Origin of the sequence: Sphingorhabdus sp. 109 (assembly GCF_902506555.1) — a bacterium.
Lineage (GTDB): Bacteria > Pseudomonadota > Alphaproteobacteria > Sphingomonadales > Sphingomonadaceae > Parasphingorhabdus.
This window is the reverse complement of the sequence record NZ_LR732707.1, coordinates 3,084,606-3,099,266: the sequence shown is the minus strand read 5'-3', so window position 1 is coordinate 3,099,266 and position 14,661 is coordinate 3,084,606. Positions and strand designations below refer to the sequence as shown.

The window sequence follows — 14,661 nt, the reverse complement described above, 5'->3', positions numbered from 1 at the left end:
AGAAGGAAGCGCTATGCAAAAGCCCAAACATATACTGTTGATAATCGGTGGTGGAATTGCCGCCTACAAGGCAGCGGAGCTTATTCGCTTAATCCGAAAGGCAGGGATGACCGTCCGATGCGTGCTGACGGAGTCCGGAGCACAATTTGTCACGCCGATGACGCTGGCAGCTTTGTCGGAAAACGAAGTGCACACCACGCTCTGGTCGCTGAAAGATGAAGCGGAAATGGGTCATATCCAGCTTAGCCGCGAAGCCGATCTGGTGGTCGTCTGTCCCGCTACCGCAAATTTGCTGGCCAAAATGGCGGGCGGCGTTGCCGACGATCTGGCGACGACCTTGTTGTTGGCAACCGATACACCGGTCATGGCGGTCCCGGCTATGAATGTACGGATGTGGCAGCACGCCGCGACCCAGCGGAATATCGAACAGCTCCGTTCCGACGGGATTCTCGTGATGCATCCGGATGAAGGCGATATGGCTTGTGGCGAATATGGTCCCGGACGCTTGCCGGAACCTGCAGCAATCATGGCGGAAATCGGCGCTATACTGGGATCACAAACTCCGACAGCGCCCGATCCGGGTCAAAACCCGCTCGACGGACAGCCTGCCTTTGCTCCCGACCGGCATCGTCCATTACGCGGCAAGCATGTGCTGATCACAGCCGGCCCGACCCATGAACCGATCGATCCGGTCCGTTATATCGCCAACCGCTCTTCTGGCCGTCAGGGATTTGCCATTGCCGCCGCTGCCGCAGAAGCCGGCGCACAGGTGACCTTGGTCGCTGGCCCCGTACATCTGACAACGCCTGCTGGCGTCACGCGAATTGATGTCGAGACTGCGGTCGAGATGGAAAAGGCGGTACACGACGCCCTGCCCGCCGATGTTGCTATCATGGTTGCGGCCGTCGCCGACTGGCGCGCAGACAGTCCGTCCGGGCAGAAAATCAAGAAAAAGGGTGCCGCACCTGCACCGCTCAAGCTGACAGAAAATCCCGACATATTGGCCAGCTTGGCGCGCCACCGGCAGCGGCCCAGCCTGCTTGTCGGCTTCGCCGCCGAGACCGAGAATATAGCAGAACATGCCAAGGCAAAACTGGCAAAGAAGGGCTGCGACTGGATTGTCGCCAATGATGTGTCCGGAGACGTAATGGGCGGCGCTGACAATAGCGTTCACATCGTCACCCAGTCGGGCAGCGAGATATGGGATCGCCTTCCGAAACCGGAAGTGGCCCGGCGTATAGTCACCAAAATCAGCGAGGAAATATCCTGATGTTCGAACCCGTCGATATTGCCGTCAAGCGGCTAGACCACGCCGGCGACCTTCCTTTGCCTTCCTATGAAACCAGCGGTTCGGCCGGAATGGATATACGGGCAGCGGAAGATCTCACGATCGCACCGGCCGGGCGGGGCCTGATCGGGTCGGGCTTCGCCTTTGCCATTCCTCACGGCTATGAAATCCAGGTCCGGCCCCGCTCGGGACTGGCGCTGAAAAAAGGGGTCAGCATTCCCAACACCCCGGGCACCATCGACAGCGACTATCGCGGCGAGCTGAAAGTCATCCTGATCAACCACGGCGAGAAGGACTTCGTTGTCCAGCGCGGCGACCGCATCGCCCAGATAGTCGTCGCACCTGTCCAGCGCGGCATTCTCAAAGAGGTTGACCGACTCGACGAGACTGCGCGAGGAGAAGGTGGCTTTGGATCAACGGGAGTGTAGAAAATGAGTATTTCGACTCTAATACTCGCGGCAGCACTGCAGACCGGTTCGGTCAACAGTTCCGCAATCCCGCCGGTACCCGACGATTTACGCGCCGTGCCGGTAGCGGAATTCAGACGAAAGCCGGAATATAGCTACAAGGAATCGCTGGAGGCGAAAAAGCTGACCGACGGTTGCACACCGACAGAAAAGCTGTTCGATGGGGAAAATTATTTTGTCCAGGTCCTGCTGTTGGTGGATGGCAAGAGGAGTCTCCGCCAGGTGACGCCGATTTCCATCCAATGTCCGGCCTTGGAAGAATATGTCGCCCGCTATTTTGCCCGGATCGGCAAGAATAACATGCAATCGACACCCGACAAGAAACCCGCTTGGCGACGCAGCGTCCTGAAATTCTACTGGTAGGCTATTGAACCTTTCTGACGAACAGCTCGACCGCTACGCGCGCCATATTGTGTTGCGCGATATTGGCGGGGCGGGGCAGAAAAAGATACTCGGCGCGCATATTCTGATTGTCGGAGCGGGCGGCATCGGTTGTCCGGCGATTCAATATCTGGCGGCCGCAGGAATTGGCGCGCTGACCATTTTTGACGATGATATCGTTTCCCTCTCGAATCTGCAGCGGCAGGTTTTGTTTACCGAAAATGATGTCGGAAGCGCAAAAGTCGATGTTGCCAAAGTTGCTGCACAGCGGATCAACCCCGATATTGAAGTTAATCCTATAAATCAAAGACTTACCGCGCAGCATTTGAAAGAGGACAGCGCAGCATTTTTTGCACCCTTCGACGCGATCATCGACGGATCGGACAATTACCAGACCCGCCTGCTGGTTTCCGACATTTCGCTCCGGCACCATATTCCGCTGGTTTCCGCGGCGATCGGGCAGTTCCAGGGACAGCTTGGCACGTTCCGCGGCTGGGAAGAGGACAAGCCCTGCTACCGCTGTTTCGTCGGTGACGCGCTCGACCCCGATGATTGCGACAATTGCAGTGAAGTTGGCGTTCTCGGCGCAATGGTCGGCCTGATGGGCAGCTTCGCGGCGATGGAAGCGATCCGCGTGATCACCGGATTCGGCCAGGACCCCGCCGGAAAACTCCTGCTATTCGATGGCCTTGCCCCCGCAATGCGCAGCATCAACCTGCCCAAGGACCCGCATTGCAAAAGCTGCGGCACGCCTGTGCAAACTTAATTGCCGATAGGGTACCATTACCCTAAAATGTCCAGCAGAGTAGAAAATGTCTTGCTCCGAATGATATAGTATATCATTGCGCCATCGGTGATGCGCAAATATTTCCAACATCTTGCCGCGGTTTTCCTGCTGATGGTCATGGCGACCTCCGTTGCGGCCGCGCAGCCTTTCGCCATCGTCGATGTCCGGGTTTTTGACGGCGAAATGGTGGTACCGAAGGCCACAGTGATTGTCGAAGAAGGGGTGATCGCGGCAATAGAGCCCGGGACCGCGACGCCGGAATTCAAACGGCATGAAACATTCGCTATCGTTGACGGCCGGGGAATGACACTGCTTCCCGGTCTGCTCGACGCGCATTATCACACCAGCGGAAAGCTGGAAGGTTTGCAGGCATCGGTCCGTATGGGCGTGACGAGCGTATTTGACACCTATACGCCCGAAGACAAGCTGCAGGCCCTGCGCGCCCGGATCAAACGCGAACCCGATGCCAGCTATGCTGATTTCTGGTCTGCGGGTCAGGCTGGAAATGTACCGAACGGCCATGGGACAAGAGACCCCGAAGCAGACTCGATCAGGAATATTGACGATATCGAGCGGTGGCTCGCCAACCGCATCGCCGCGCGGGTCGATTACATCAAACTGGTAGCGGAACCGGGCTTTTTCCCAGGCATGAATACGCCCAGCATGGACGCCGCCATGATGCACGCGGTTACCGAGGCAGCCCATCGGAAAAATCTGCTGGTGATTGCCCATATCAGCGAGCGCAAGACCGCGCACTGGGCGATTGATGCTGGCGTCGACATCATTGCGCATCCGTGGAGCGGCGGCGTCACGCCGGCGATGATCAGCAAGATGAAACTAAAGAACATCACCCTGATGTCTACCATCGGAGTTTATGCAGGAATGTACAAGCCCGACGGACCGCGCTCCATGCTGCAGGACCCGCGGCTGCGGGCCGAGCTCGACGACAGCGGAGTGGATATGCTGACATCCGAGTTTGACGTGCCCCCGTCACCCCGCAACGGGCCCGAATTGCTGGCGCTGGTGGGAACGTTGCACAGGTCCGGTATCCGTATCATTGTCGGCAGCGACGCGATAAACGGCTGGGTCTGGCCTGGCGTCAGCATGCACAGGGAGCTGGAGTTGCTGGTCGAGAGCGGTGCATCGCCGATTGCCGCCCTTCATGCAGCAACCGCTGCCGTCGCCGACACCTTTCATATTTCCGACCGTGGCCGCATCGCCGCCGGCCAGCGGGCCGATCTGTTGCTCGTATCCGGTGATCCGACGGTCGATATCCGCGATACGCGCAATATCGTTGCAATCTGGAAAGGCGGGCAGCGCGTTGACCGCTCCGGCCCGCCACCGTCCATCACCTTGAATTAACAATATCCGCACTTCCGCAATCCCAATATAGATAGAGCAAATATATGTTACGTTATCTCATACCATTTTTGACTTCCTGTGCCATGGTGTGTCCGCCTGCGATGGCAAAAGAAGCCGGCGACGGTCCGGCAAATGAGCGGCAAAGGAACAAGGACCGGCAGGAGACCCTCGATAGCAGTGAAATTCTGGTTACAGGCCGGATGGTCAACGATTATGTTGCCAGCGACGCCCTGACCGGTACAAAAAATGCCGCCTTGCTGATGGACACGCCATCCACGGTCGTGGTCGTATCGGAAGAGCTGATCGAAGATCGCGGTCTGGTTCGTCTGGACCAGGCCCTGGATACCGTGTCCGGCGCGCAACCCAAGGCAGGTTATGGCGGGACGCAGAATTTCGGCACATTTCTGCGCGGATTTGATCTTGGACAAGTGACCCTGCGCGACGGCTTTCGCGATCCGGGCTTCTATTCCCTTCGCAATACGGCCAATGTCGAACGGTTCGAAGTGCTCAAGGGGCCTGCCTCGGTTCTCTACGGCGCGATCAATCCGGGCGGGATCGTCAACACGATCACAAAACAACCAAAAGACGAAGCCCATCTTGATGCCGTTGCCATCCTGGGCAGTTTCGATTTCTACCGGGCGGAAATTGATGCCGGCACGCCGCTGACCCAGGGCATCAATCTGCGTCTCAATGCCGCCTATGAGGATTCGGACAGCTATCGTGATCTGGTGGAAAGCCGCAGCCTGTTTGTTGCACCGGCCGTCTCGCTGCAGCTGGGCGATAAGACACGATGGCTGGTCCGCGGGGAATATACGGACAGCCAGTTTACCTGGGATATCGGCCTGCCCCGCATCGCCAATTCGCTGCGCGTCCCGGTGAGCCGTTTTCTCGGCGAGGAGGATGGCATCAATGATGTCCAGTCCTATTTCGTCAGTTCCCTGCTAGAGCATGATATTTCTTCGGACTGGCGGATCAGGCAGAATATCAGCTACAGCCGCACCAGTGGTGAATATAATTTGCGGTCATTCTACGCTGTCGACGCGGATGACCGCACGGTTTTGCGCGTTGCCTATGACACCGATGAAAGCCAGTTCGGCTTCATCGCCCAGCATGAAGTGATTGGTGACTTCCGACTTGCCGGCATCCGCAACCAGTTTGCCGCCGGTCTGGAACATTATACCACGGGTCAGGAATTTGCGTTCGAGTTTCAGAATCTCGACAATATAGATCTTTTCACGCCCGTATATGGCGCCGTGGCCGGGGATCAGTTCGCTTTCCCGCTGTTTTCTTCGGACAATGATCGCGATGGCACCGCGCTATATGCCCAGAATCTGATGCATTTATCGGACAGTTTCAAATTGTTGGCCGGCATCCGTCAGGAATGGATCGACAATCGCGATTATGACCGTCTCGCCGACGCGGAAACCCGCAACAACAGCGACAAGGCCACTTCGCCGCAGATCGGCCTGCTGTTCCAGCCAGCCGAGAACACAAGTCTGTTCGGCAGCTACAGCAGCAGTTTCACGCCCAGTTCCGCGCGTCAGGCCGACGGGACTTTCCTTGATCCGGAAACCGGGGAACAATTTGAAATAGGCTGGAAGCAGGTATGGCTGAACGGCCGGATAACGCTTTCGCTCGCAGGGTTCGAAATCACCAAATCCAATGTGGCCACACCCGATCCCGACAATCCTGCGTTCAACGTCCAGTCCGGCAAACAGCGCAGCAGGGGCGTCGAGATGGATATTGCGGCCAATCCGGTGCCTGGCCTGGCTATCACCTTCGCTGCAGCGCATATCGACGCGGAGGTTACAGAAGACAGCCGCTTTCTGATCGGTGCCGCCCTGCCCGGCGCGCCAAAATGGAGCGGCAGCCTGTGGAGCCGCTATCGATTCGAGCAAGGACCGCTCGACGGATTCACCTTCGGGCTCGGTCTCTTCTATTCCGGTAAGCGCGAAGCGCTGCTGAGAACACAGGCGGCTCCCGCCGACGGCTTTCTACTGCCCTCCTATACCCGTCTGGACGCCATGGTCGGATATGAAAAAAACGGCTGGCGCGTGCAGGTCAATGCAGGCAACCTGACCAACGAAAAAATCTATCTGTTGTCCGGAACTGCATTGATGCCACAGGCGTCACGGAACTTTGCGTTCCGGGTCGGGCGGAGTTTCTGAAGGCAGCCCGCATCCGTTTCCGATACGAGAGGCCTGGCGCGACTGATCCCTTTGTGGGCCAGACCAGCGGCGAAGCGGAGTATAGCGCCTGCCGGCATGCGGGCGGCCGATCCGCAAGCCCCGGATTCACGGCCATGTTTCCGACGGTCGAGACCTGGGAAATATTGGCGGGAAAAGTGGGGTCATTGTCCTAACGGCGAAATGCAATCTGCGCTATTGTCTAGCCATGATGAGAAAAGACAATAGAAATCAGCCTGCAAGCGAAGCCCGGAATGTGGTCATGGTTACATATCCGAACGCGCATATATTGGACGTCGCGGGACCGCTCGAAGTGCTCACCGGCGCTACGCTTTTCCTGCCGGAAGGCATATCGCCCTACACGATCCACCTTGTCGCCCATAGCAGAGGCAATGTCTCAACAACCAGCGGTCTCAACCTGCAGGCCGGCCAGTCATTTGCAACCGCGAAACGGGACATCGCAGACATCGACACGCTGATCATTTCAGGCGGTCACGGAACCGCAGAAGCCATGCAGGACAAAGCCTTGATGGACTATGTGGGGCACGCTGCCGCTCGGGCGAAGCGGGTGGTTTCTATCTGTACCGGTGCAATGATCCTGGCGGAACTTGGCCTGCTCGACGGACGCCGAGCGACGACTCACTGGTGGTGGTGCCCGATACTCGGCCAGCGCTATCCGGACGTGACCATCGAACCGGATGCAATCTTCATCCGCGACGGGAACATCTGGACGTCGGCGGGCGTCACGGCCGGTATGGACCTCGCTCTGGCGTTGCTGGAAGAAGACTGGGGGCATGATGTCGCCCTGAAGGTCGCACGCTATAACGTGATGTATATGATGCGCCCCGGCGGCCAGACCCAGTTCAGCGCCAATCTGATCGCGCAGAAAGCAGAAGATCCAAGAATTGGCGAAACGCTTGATCATATTCTGGCGAATAGTGTCGATGACCTGACGGTCGCGTCGCTTGCCTCGCGCGCGGCCATGTCGGAGCGCAGCTTTACTCGCAAGTTCAAGGAAGAGACCGGCATGACACCGGCCCATTATGTCGAAGCGGCGAGGTTGCAGAAAGCGCGGGTAGAACTGGAGCAGACGGATATTCCCGTCGAACAGATTGCCCGCCAGACCGGTTTTGGCACCGCGGAGCGAATGCGCCGGGTTTTCCAGCGCCATCTTGGAATATCCGCGACCGACTATCGCGATCGTTTTCGTATCACCATAGCCAGGACACAGGAGGAGCACGCGCCATGAACCATGTTGCCTGAAGCCTCTGAAGACCGCTGACTAGTCTCTAGCAAACGGTCTCTCTCCCAATTTGCCAACCCGTTCCTTGCGCCAGACTCGTCTGGCGCAGCGGATCAACTCACCCTCAACCCAGACCAAATATCAATCAAAAGGAACCGAATATGAAAACCGAAAACATACAACCAGGCCTGCCCCCATCCGGCATCATCGCCATCTTCATGATAGCGGGCGTAGCCTTTGCCTCTCCCGCCCATTCGCAGCCCAGTCGGAATTATTTCGACGGCATCTCTCTTGGTGTCCAGGCGGGCTGGGAAGAGCGCTCGATCAATGAAACGGTATTGCCTGACACGCTCGATGTCCCCTTGGCCGATAAAAGCAACGGCATCGCCTATGGCGGCATCGTTGGATATGATCACCAGTTTGACAATATTGTCGTCGGGGTCGAAGCAGGCTTCAGCCCCGATGGAAAAACGCTCACGGCGCCCGTTCTGTCCGGCGGATCGATCCAGCTGGATTCAAAATGGTCCGGCGATATTTCGTTCCGGCTTGGCGTAACGATCACGCCGCGGCTGCTTGCTTACGGCCGCATCGGCTACAGCATCAACAGATATCGCATTCGTGCTTATGTTCCGGGCGATGCTTCGCCCGTCGCGAGCGGTAGCGATACCGCCGAAGGGATTTTGTTCGGCGGCGGCCTTGAATATGCAGTGGACAAGAATGTCTCGTTGCGGGCCGAATATCGGCGCAAGGAATTCAATGGATCCCTCGCATCCGATCAGATTCTCAGCGGCGTAACCTTCCGCTTCTGAATCGTCCATGTCCGGACGGGATGTCCCCTGTCCCGTCCGGACCATCCTCCATTATGAAAGTCCATGATCATGACGAAAGCCATTATATCATTGTTTGCGATCCCTTTGCTCGCCAGTGGCTGCACCACCGTTGGACAGCGTGCTGCGAAATTCAGCAACCTGTCCTGCGACCAGCTGGCGACGGCGCTGGATTATGAACGCCGGGCCGAACGCTCGGCGCGCCGCACCGGTGCGATCACCGGAGTCGCCAGCCTTTTCGAAAGTGGCCGCGACGAAGATATGCTGGGTCTGGACTCCGATTTCAGCTTCCTCGAAGCCGATGACCACCGCAGGTCGAGGCGCGCCATTCAGTGGGAGCAACAGCGGCGCTGCCGTTAATCGATTTTCATCCGGGAGACGCTTCATGACCGACCGCAAAGCCACCGTCCTGATCGCCGGCGCTACCGGTTATCTGGGCCGGCATCTGGTCCAGGCCTATCACAGGGCAGGGTACCGGGTGCATGCTCTCGCCCGCCATCCGGAAAAGCTGATCGATCTCGATGACCAGATTGATCGGGTCATCTTCGGCGAAGCGACAAGAGCGAACGCTTTGGGCGAGGTTTTTGACGGCGTAGATCTGATTGTCTCGGCGCTCGGCATAACCCGCCAGCAAGACGGACTGGGCTATGACGCGGTTGACTATCAGGCCAATAAAAATCTTCTGGATGCTGCTGTGCGAGCGCGTGTCGAGCATTTCGCCTATATCCATGTGCTGCACGCCGAAGCCATGGCGCACGTCCCCATGGCGGCGGCCAAGACGCGATTTGCCAAGGCCCTGGCGGAGGCGCCGATCGGGTCGACGATCATCTGCCCCAGTGGCTTCTATACCGATCTTGCCGAACTACTCGATATGGCGAGGAAGGGGCGGATATTTCTCTTTGGTGATGGCGAGGCCAGGATGAGTCCCATGGACGGGGCCGATCTGGCCTCCGCCTGTGTTGGCGCGACCCGGGACCGGATATCCCGCATCCATATTGGCGGCCCCCAGTCGCTGTCCCAGAACGAAATCGCGCAAAAGGCCTTCGAAGCACTGGGTCTACCACCACGCATCACCCATATCCCGCTAGGGCTGGCCCGGTTTTTGCTGGACTGCGGCAAGAAACTGGGCTGGAGTCAACAGCTTGGTCCGATGGAATTTTTCCTCGCCGCCTCGCAAATAGACATGACCGCACCCGCCCATGGCAGCATCACGCTCGCCGAAGATTTCGCCCGGCGGGCCGATGGGAAAACAACATAGCGCCGCTTTCGCAAGATGAAATGCTGCGTGCCACCCGAATCGTCCCTGGCAAAGGCGCCGGCGGCGCCAATTGATTAATTGCACCTGAACCATATCCCGTTATGCTACCCCGCTGGTGGGGGAACAGATTTTGGATTTTGCGAGCAAGCAGGAGAAGTTGTCGCAACCCGTTGCAGCAGCGCGCTCTTCGCTGTTTGGCGGCTTTCAGCTGCTGGCGCCCGACGGCAGCGAAATCATCATCTCCAACCGGCGCGCGCGCGCCGTGGTGGCGATGCTCTGTCTCGCGCCGGACGAGCCGATTGACCGCAACCATCTGAGCAAGCTTTTGTGGCCCGGCCGGTTTGAGGCACAGGCCCGGGCCAGCCTGCGGCAATGCCTGCTCGATTTACGGAAACTGCTGGCCGCAGCGGATTGCGAATTGCTGGAAGTATCGCGGAGCCGGGTGAGCCTGAATAGCGGCTCGGTCCGATCCGAGCTGCAGAATCTGGAAAACGCGCTCGCCGCCGGGGATTGGGCGCAGGCGACAGCATTGCTGCTGGCGATAGGCGGCAAGCCGGTCCTCGATCAGCTGCATTTTGGAGAAGATTTCGAAACCTGGCTTGCCGAGCGCAGGCAATCCATAGAACAGAGGCTGCAAATCAGCGTCAGTGACGCCCTGGCAAAATTGAAAGCATCCGGGGATCTGGCCGCGCATGACAGGTTGCTGGATGCGTGGATGGTACGGCATCCAGCCTCGTCCCGCGTCATCATGGCCGACCGGCAAAGTGGCAGAACACGGATCGCGATATTGCCCTTTGCCTCTCTCGATAACAAGGATGACCGGGGCTATTTTGCCGATGGCATTGTCGACGAACTGATCACCACGCTGGGACTGGTGCCACAGCTCCTGGTCGCCGGTCGTACTTCCTCATTCCAGTTCAAGGATAGCGGTCTTTCGTTGCCGGAAATTGCCGATCTGCTGCATGTCTCCCATCTGGTTGAAGGATCGGTTCAGCGGCAGGGTGGTGATGTCCGCATCAACGTGCGCCTGATCGACGGCCGGACCGGTTTCGAGAGCTGGGGCTATGTCTATGATGGCACGGAAGACGATATATTCGCGTCGCGCGAGCAGGTTGCGCGCGCGGTCATCCGGGAATTGTGCGCGGCGCTCGAGCTGGACATAACGGACCATGACGTCCGCCGGATGACAAATAACAAGGCAGCCTATGGCCTCTATCTGCAGGGCCGGGCCCTGACCCGCCGGGCGATCGGCGATGGTGTACTCGAAACGGCCATCAAACTGCTGGAGCAGGCGCTGGAGATGGAACCAGAGTTTGCCGAATGCTGGACCGCCCTGGCCGAGGCGCATGTCTACACCTCCGTCTTCACCCCTTGTATCGACAAATTGGGTGAAGCGGAACGCATGGCTGAATGCGCGAGAAAGGCCATCGAACTCTCGCCGAAACAGGGACATGCTTATGCCATGCTTGGCCTGTATCAATGGACCAGGAATGACGCCGTCGGTGCCCTGGATCTAGCTTTCAAAGCCTATAAGCTGGAGCCTGAAAATCCTGCTGTAGTCATGCGTCTGGGATCCTTTCTGCTCTATTGCGGACGGACGGCCGAGGCATTGCCCTATGTCGAAGCAGCGATTGATCAGGATCCTGTCGATGGCCGGAATTATGCCATGTTATGCGCGGCCCACCTCAACCTCGGCAATATCGAAGCGGCGATAGAGGCGGGGCAGCGGATGACCGACCTCGGCCAGCCTTCGCTACATCTGGCGGCGGCGACCGCGACATCGGGCGACCGCGATCTCGCGATAGAACAATATCAGAAATCGCGGTCGCTCATGAACAGCGTGATTTTTGCGCCAGCGGGCATGACACCAATGGCCCCCGAAGCGATGGACGCCTATTGGCTGCTCGCGGCCAGAGGCATCCACAGCGGCGACGCAGAGGCGCGCGAGCAATATTGCCAGATTCTGGAAATGCTGCACAGGACGTTGCCCGATCCCTGTGATCCGACCATAGTCTGGCCGGCAGTCTGGATGGGCTATGCGCCGATGGTCTTCAAAACCCTCGGCCAGCAGATCACGCCGCCCAATATGGTTAGCCTGATGTCGCTCTGGGCCGATGTCGAACCGATAAGACAGACTCGCCATCACCCGGGATTCATGGACTTTGCCAGACACATCGGATTGGTCGCGGCATGGGAAAAATATGGCTGGCCGGACCTGTTGCCCGACCCGTCTACACCGAATTGACGTATTATTGACGGTAGCGCCGTTGACGCGATGTTACCTTTGGACGCATCGTCATCCCATCGAATTTGCAGACACAGATGGCAAGTCAGGCGGACCGGAAATCCCGGTTTTTGACAACGGGAGAGCTGTGTTTGCCGAACATGGGGGGCTGTAAAATTCGATATTGCCTTAGCCTCGCTGACCGAAAAAAAACAGGAGAAGACGTATGAAACTGATGAAAAAGATGATGATGGCAACCGCCCTCACCGTGGCAGCGCCACTGGCTCTGGCCACGCCGGCGATGGCCGACGAATTCCCGCTGGTCGCCGGTGACTACACGACCATGACCGGCATTTATCTGGAAGATGGTGGCACGCTGGCCTATGCCAAATTTCTGGCTGGCGAATGGAAGAAAAATCAGGACTTCGCCAAGTCGAAGGGCTGGATCAGCGATTATAAAATCTACTTCACGATCGATCCCCGTGAGGGCGAACCGCACATGTATCTGACACAGACCTTTCCCTATCTCCCTAGCGGCGCCGAATATGAAAAACGGAACAAGGAATGGGAGGCTTTCGACAGCAGGACCAACGCGCAGCTCGATGCCGAATCCGGTAACCGGGCGAAATTTCGCAAGGTTACAGGGTCGATGACGCTGCAGGAGGCGACCATCCGCTAGCTTCGCAATTCGGTCTGACCGGAGATCGCATCCCTTTGCATCAACCGGCCAGGCCGCACCCCAATCCGGCGGATGGTTTTGCGACCCGCCCTCCGCCGGATTCTTCTGCTGGGCCCGAACACAGGAAGAGGACGATATGAATGATCTTGGAGATCTGGCGCATGATTTTTCATCATTGCTACTAAGTGGGCGGGCGGTTTCTGCGGCAGAAAAATATTGGGCCGTCGATATCGTCAGCATGGAGCCGGATAATAGCAGGGGACGTGGCCCGGCCATCGTATCGGGATATAAGGCCGCGCACGACAAGCTGACTAGCTGGCTGGAGCACAGCGCGATGGAAGAGCTCAACATTGATGGCCCTTTTATCACAGGCGACCATTTTGCTCTGTTTATAGACATGTTGATCAAGCGCCGCGCCACGGGCGAGCGGCAACCTTTTAGCGAGATCGCCACCTACAGCGTCCGCGACCAAAAGATCGTTGAAGAGCGATTTTTTTATGGATGATCCAAGTCCTGCCCTCCACCGGGGTTACCCTGCTTTTCCGGCAATGTCCGAAAGCATATATTTGCGGTGTACCGCGATCATATTGCTCTATTTCATGCAGGGTATCGTTGTCGGGTTGAGCACGATCGCCATTCCCGCCTGGCTCGCAGACCGAGGCGCCTCGCCGATAGAAATTGGCGGCTTTGTGGGAACAGCGTTATTCCCCTGGTCGCTGAAACTTTTTAACGGCCTTTTGATGGACCGGTTTACCTATCGACCGATGGGCAGGCGTCGGTCATGGATATTGGTCGCTCAAACATTGATGATGACAACCTTGTTCGGCCTGGCAATTGCCGATCCGGCTGCCAGCCAGATATTATTGCTCACGGCCTTCTGTTTCACACTCAATCTGTGCGCCACCTTCAATGATGTGGCCGTCGATGGCATGACGGTTGACCTCGTGCCGGAAGAAGAGCGAACCACCGTTAATGGCTTCATGTTTGCTTCCCAGACACTGGGCATTTCTACCGCCGCCTTTATCGCCGGACAACTGTTGGTCGATGACCAAATTTCGATCATGGCGCTTCTGTTTGGCCTTTTTGTCGGGATTGCTTCCCTGTTCGTTTCGCTGTTCCGGGAACGGCCCGGAGAACGGCTTTTCCCTTGGACCGGCGGCCGACCTTCATCAGAATGCACCGAACGCCAGCACGCAGCCTGGCTCCCGATCCTCGCGGGTATTTTCAGGTCATTGCTATCGCTGCAGACTCTCCTGTTCCTGGCCGGGGCCGGATTGGCCATGGCAACTTTTGCTTTCCTGGATTCCGTCGCGCCCCCGCTCGCGGTCCAGCAACTGGGCTGGGGGAGTGACGACTACAGCAGTTTTGCCAGTGTTGTCGGGCTGGTCGCAGCAATCGCCGGTGCCACGATGACAACATTTCTCGTGCGCTGGGCGGGCCTGCGCAATTCTACGACGGTGCTTTTTCTTATCCTGGCTCTTGCGGCAATCCTAGCGGGTGCAACCTATAAAATATGGCAGGGCAGTACAGCCTTCATGGCAATATATGCTATCCAGTATATTGTCGCACTTCTCCTGACCATCGTTCTCATCGTCTGGGCGATGCGACTTTGCGATCCGACCGTTGCCGCAAGTCTGTTTGCCCTGTTCATGGCCGCTCCCAATCTCGCCAGGTCACTCTTATCGGGCGGCTCGGGATGGGTCGTCGAAAGCAGCGGCTATGCGGGGGCCTATTATGCGGTAGCTGCCCTGTCTCTTGCCGGACTGGCCCTGTGCCTGTTCGCCGGAGTTGGCGCCGGCAGTCGGGCGAATGAATACGAACAGCGGGCCGGCTAGTGGGCGATATAAAACCCCATATTCTGGCGCACCTCGGCCTGGCTCTTGCCTCTTCCGCCTCGGCGATACCGCGTACAGTGCAATTTCTGGGCGCGGAAGACTGTGCCCCTTCCCGAACCCTTAT

The 14,661-nt window shown here is 57.8% G+C and carries 14 protein-coding genes; all 14 read left to right on the top strand.

From position 1 onward, the window contains the following. Positions 1-13 precede the first annotated feature (13 nt). The gene (locus BOSE62_RS14680) at positions 14-1,270 is read left to right on the top strand and encodes a bifunctional phosphopantothenoylcysteine decarboxylase/phosphopantothenate synthase (RefSeq protein WP_159647467.1); all 1,257 of its coding nucleotides are present in this window, start codon (positions 14-16) and stop codon (positions 1,268-1,270) included. Continuing rightward, a complete protein-coding gene (dut, locus tag BOSE62_RS14675) occupies positions 1,270-1,716 on the top strand; it encodes a dUTP diphosphatase (RefSeq protein WP_159647465.1) in 447 nt (148 codons plus the stop codon). The genes BOSE62_RS14680 and dut overlap by 1 nt, the downstream gene beginning before the upstream one ends. A 3-nt stretch (positions 1,717-1,719) precedes the next feature. Next, positions 1,720-2,118: a hypothetical protein gene (locus BOSE62_RS14670; protein WP_159647463.1), complete on the top strand. Its 399-nt coding sequence runs from the start codon at positions 1,720-1,722 to the stop codon at positions 2,116-2,118. Positions 2,119-2,122: 4 nt separating this feature from the next. Beyond that, positions 2,123-2,902 carry a HesA/MoeB/ThiF family protein gene (locus tag BOSE62_RS14665; protein WP_159647461.1) on the top strand — a complete coding sequence of 260 codons (780 nt, stop codon included), beginning with the start codon at positions 2,123-2,125 and terminating at the stop codon, positions 2,900-2,902. Between the two features lie 90 nt (positions 2,903-2,992). Next, positions 2,993-4,285: an amidohydrolase family protein gene (locus BOSE62_RS14660; protein ID WP_159647459.1), complete on the top strand. Its 1,293-nt coding sequence runs from the start codon at positions 2,993-2,995 to the stop codon at positions 4,283-4,285. Between the two features lie 101 nt (positions 4,286-4,386). After that, positions 4,387-6,453: a TonB-dependent siderophore receptor gene (locus tag BOSE62_RS14655; protein WP_159647457.1), complete on the top strand. Its 2,067-nt coding sequence runs from the start codon at positions 4,387-4,389 to the stop codon at positions 6,451-6,453. A 280-nt stretch (positions 6,454-6,733) separates the two neighbouring features. Continuing rightward, entirely contained in the window at positions 6,734-7,720 is a 987-nt protein-coding gene (locus BOSE62_RS14650; protein WP_159647455.1) for a GlxA family transcriptional regulator, read from the top strand. 155 nt (positions 7,721-7,875) lie between these two features. Then, complete coding sequence (locus BOSE62_RS14645; protein WP_159647453.1) at positions 7,876-8,523, top strand: outer membrane protein; 648 nt, start codon at positions 7,876-7,878, stop codon at positions 8,521-8,523. A 69-nt stretch (positions 8,524-8,592) separates the two neighbouring features. Next, positions 8,593-8,901 (top strand): hypothetical protein, encoded by a 309-nt coding sequence (locus BOSE62_RS14640; protein ID WP_159647451.1) that lies wholly within the window; start codon positions 8,593-8,595, stop codon positions 8,899-8,901. 25 nt (positions 8,902-8,926) lie between these two features. Continuing rightward, on the top strand, positions 8,927-9,799 hold the full coding sequence (locus tag BOSE62_RS14635) for an SDR family oxidoreductase (RefSeq protein ID WP_159647449.1): 873 nt from the start codon (positions 8,927-8,929) through the stop codon (positions 9,797-9,799). Positions 9,800-9,929: 130 nt separating this feature from the next. Further along, positions 9,930-12,044, top strand: coding sequence for a tetratricopeptide repeat protein (locus tag BOSE62_RS14630; RefSeq protein ID WP_159647447.1), 2,115 nt, complete (start codon positions 9,930-9,932; stop codon positions 12,042-12,044). 205 nt (positions 12,045-12,249) lie between these two features. Beyond that, positions 12,250-12,702 (top strand): hypothetical protein, encoded by a 453-nt coding sequence (locus BOSE62_RS14625; RefSeq protein WP_159647445.1) that lies wholly within the window; start codon positions 12,250-12,252, stop codon positions 12,700-12,702. A gap of 136 nt (positions 12,703-12,838) precedes the next feature. After that, the gene (locus tag BOSE62_RS14620) at positions 12,839-13,207 is read left to right on the top strand and encodes a nuclear transport factor 2 family protein (RefSeq protein ID WP_159647443.1); all 369 of its coding nucleotides are present in this window, start codon (positions 12,839-12,841) and stop codon (positions 13,205-13,207) included. Between the two features lie 43 nt (positions 13,208-13,250). Further along, positions 13,251-14,537, top strand: coding sequence for an MFS transporter (locus tag BOSE62_RS14615; RefSeq protein ID WP_159647441.1), 1,287 nt, complete (start codon positions 13,251-13,253; stop codon positions 14,535-14,537). Positions 14,538-14,661 lie beyond the last annotated feature (124 nt).

Coding starts and splice junctions, on each gene's coding strand:
- BOSE62_RS14680 (WP_159647467.1), top strand. CDS start 14: ATGCAAAAGCCCAAACATATACTGTTGATAATCGGTGGTGGAATTGCC.
- dut (WP_159647465.1), top strand. CDS start 1,270: ATGTTCGAACCCGTCGATATTGCCGTCAAGCGGCTAGACCACGCCGGC.
- BOSE62_RS14670 (WP_159647463.1), top strand. CDS start 1,720: ATGAGTATTTCGACTCTAATACTCGCGGCAGCACTGCAGACCGGTTCG.
- BOSE62_RS14660 (WP_159647459.1), top strand. CDS start 2,993: ATGCGCAAATATTTCCAACATCTTGCCGCGGTTTTCCTGCTGATGGTC.
- BOSE62_RS14655 (WP_159647457.1), top strand. CDS start 4,387: ATGGCAAAAGAAGCCGGCGACGGTCCGGCAAATGAGCGGCAAAGGAAC.
- BOSE62_RS14650 (WP_159647455.1), top strand. CDS start 6,734: ATGGTTACATATCCGAACGCGCATATATTGGACGTCGCGGGACCGCTC.
- BOSE62_RS14645 (WP_159647453.1), top strand. CDS start 7,876: ATGAAAACCGAAAACATACAACCAGGCCTGCCCCCATCCGGCATCATC.
- BOSE62_RS14640 (WP_159647451.1), top strand. CDS start 8,593: ATGACGAAAGCCATTATATCATTGTTTGCGATCCCTTTGCTCGCCAGT.
- BOSE62_RS14635 (WP_159647449.1), top strand. CDS start 8,927: ATGACCGACCGCAAAGCCACCGTCCTGATCGCCGGCGCTACCGGTTAT.
- BOSE62_RS14625 (WP_159647445.1), top strand. CDS start 12,250: ATGAAACTGATGAAAAAGATGATGATGGCAACCGCCCTCACCGTGGCA.
- BOSE62_RS14620 (WP_159647443.1), top strand. CDS start 12,839: ATGAATGATCTTGGAGATCTGGCGCATGATTTTTCATCATTGCTACTA.
- BOSE62_RS14615 (WP_159647441.1), top strand. CDS start 13,251: ATGTCCGAAAGCATATATTTGCGGTGTACCGCGATCATATTGCTCTAT.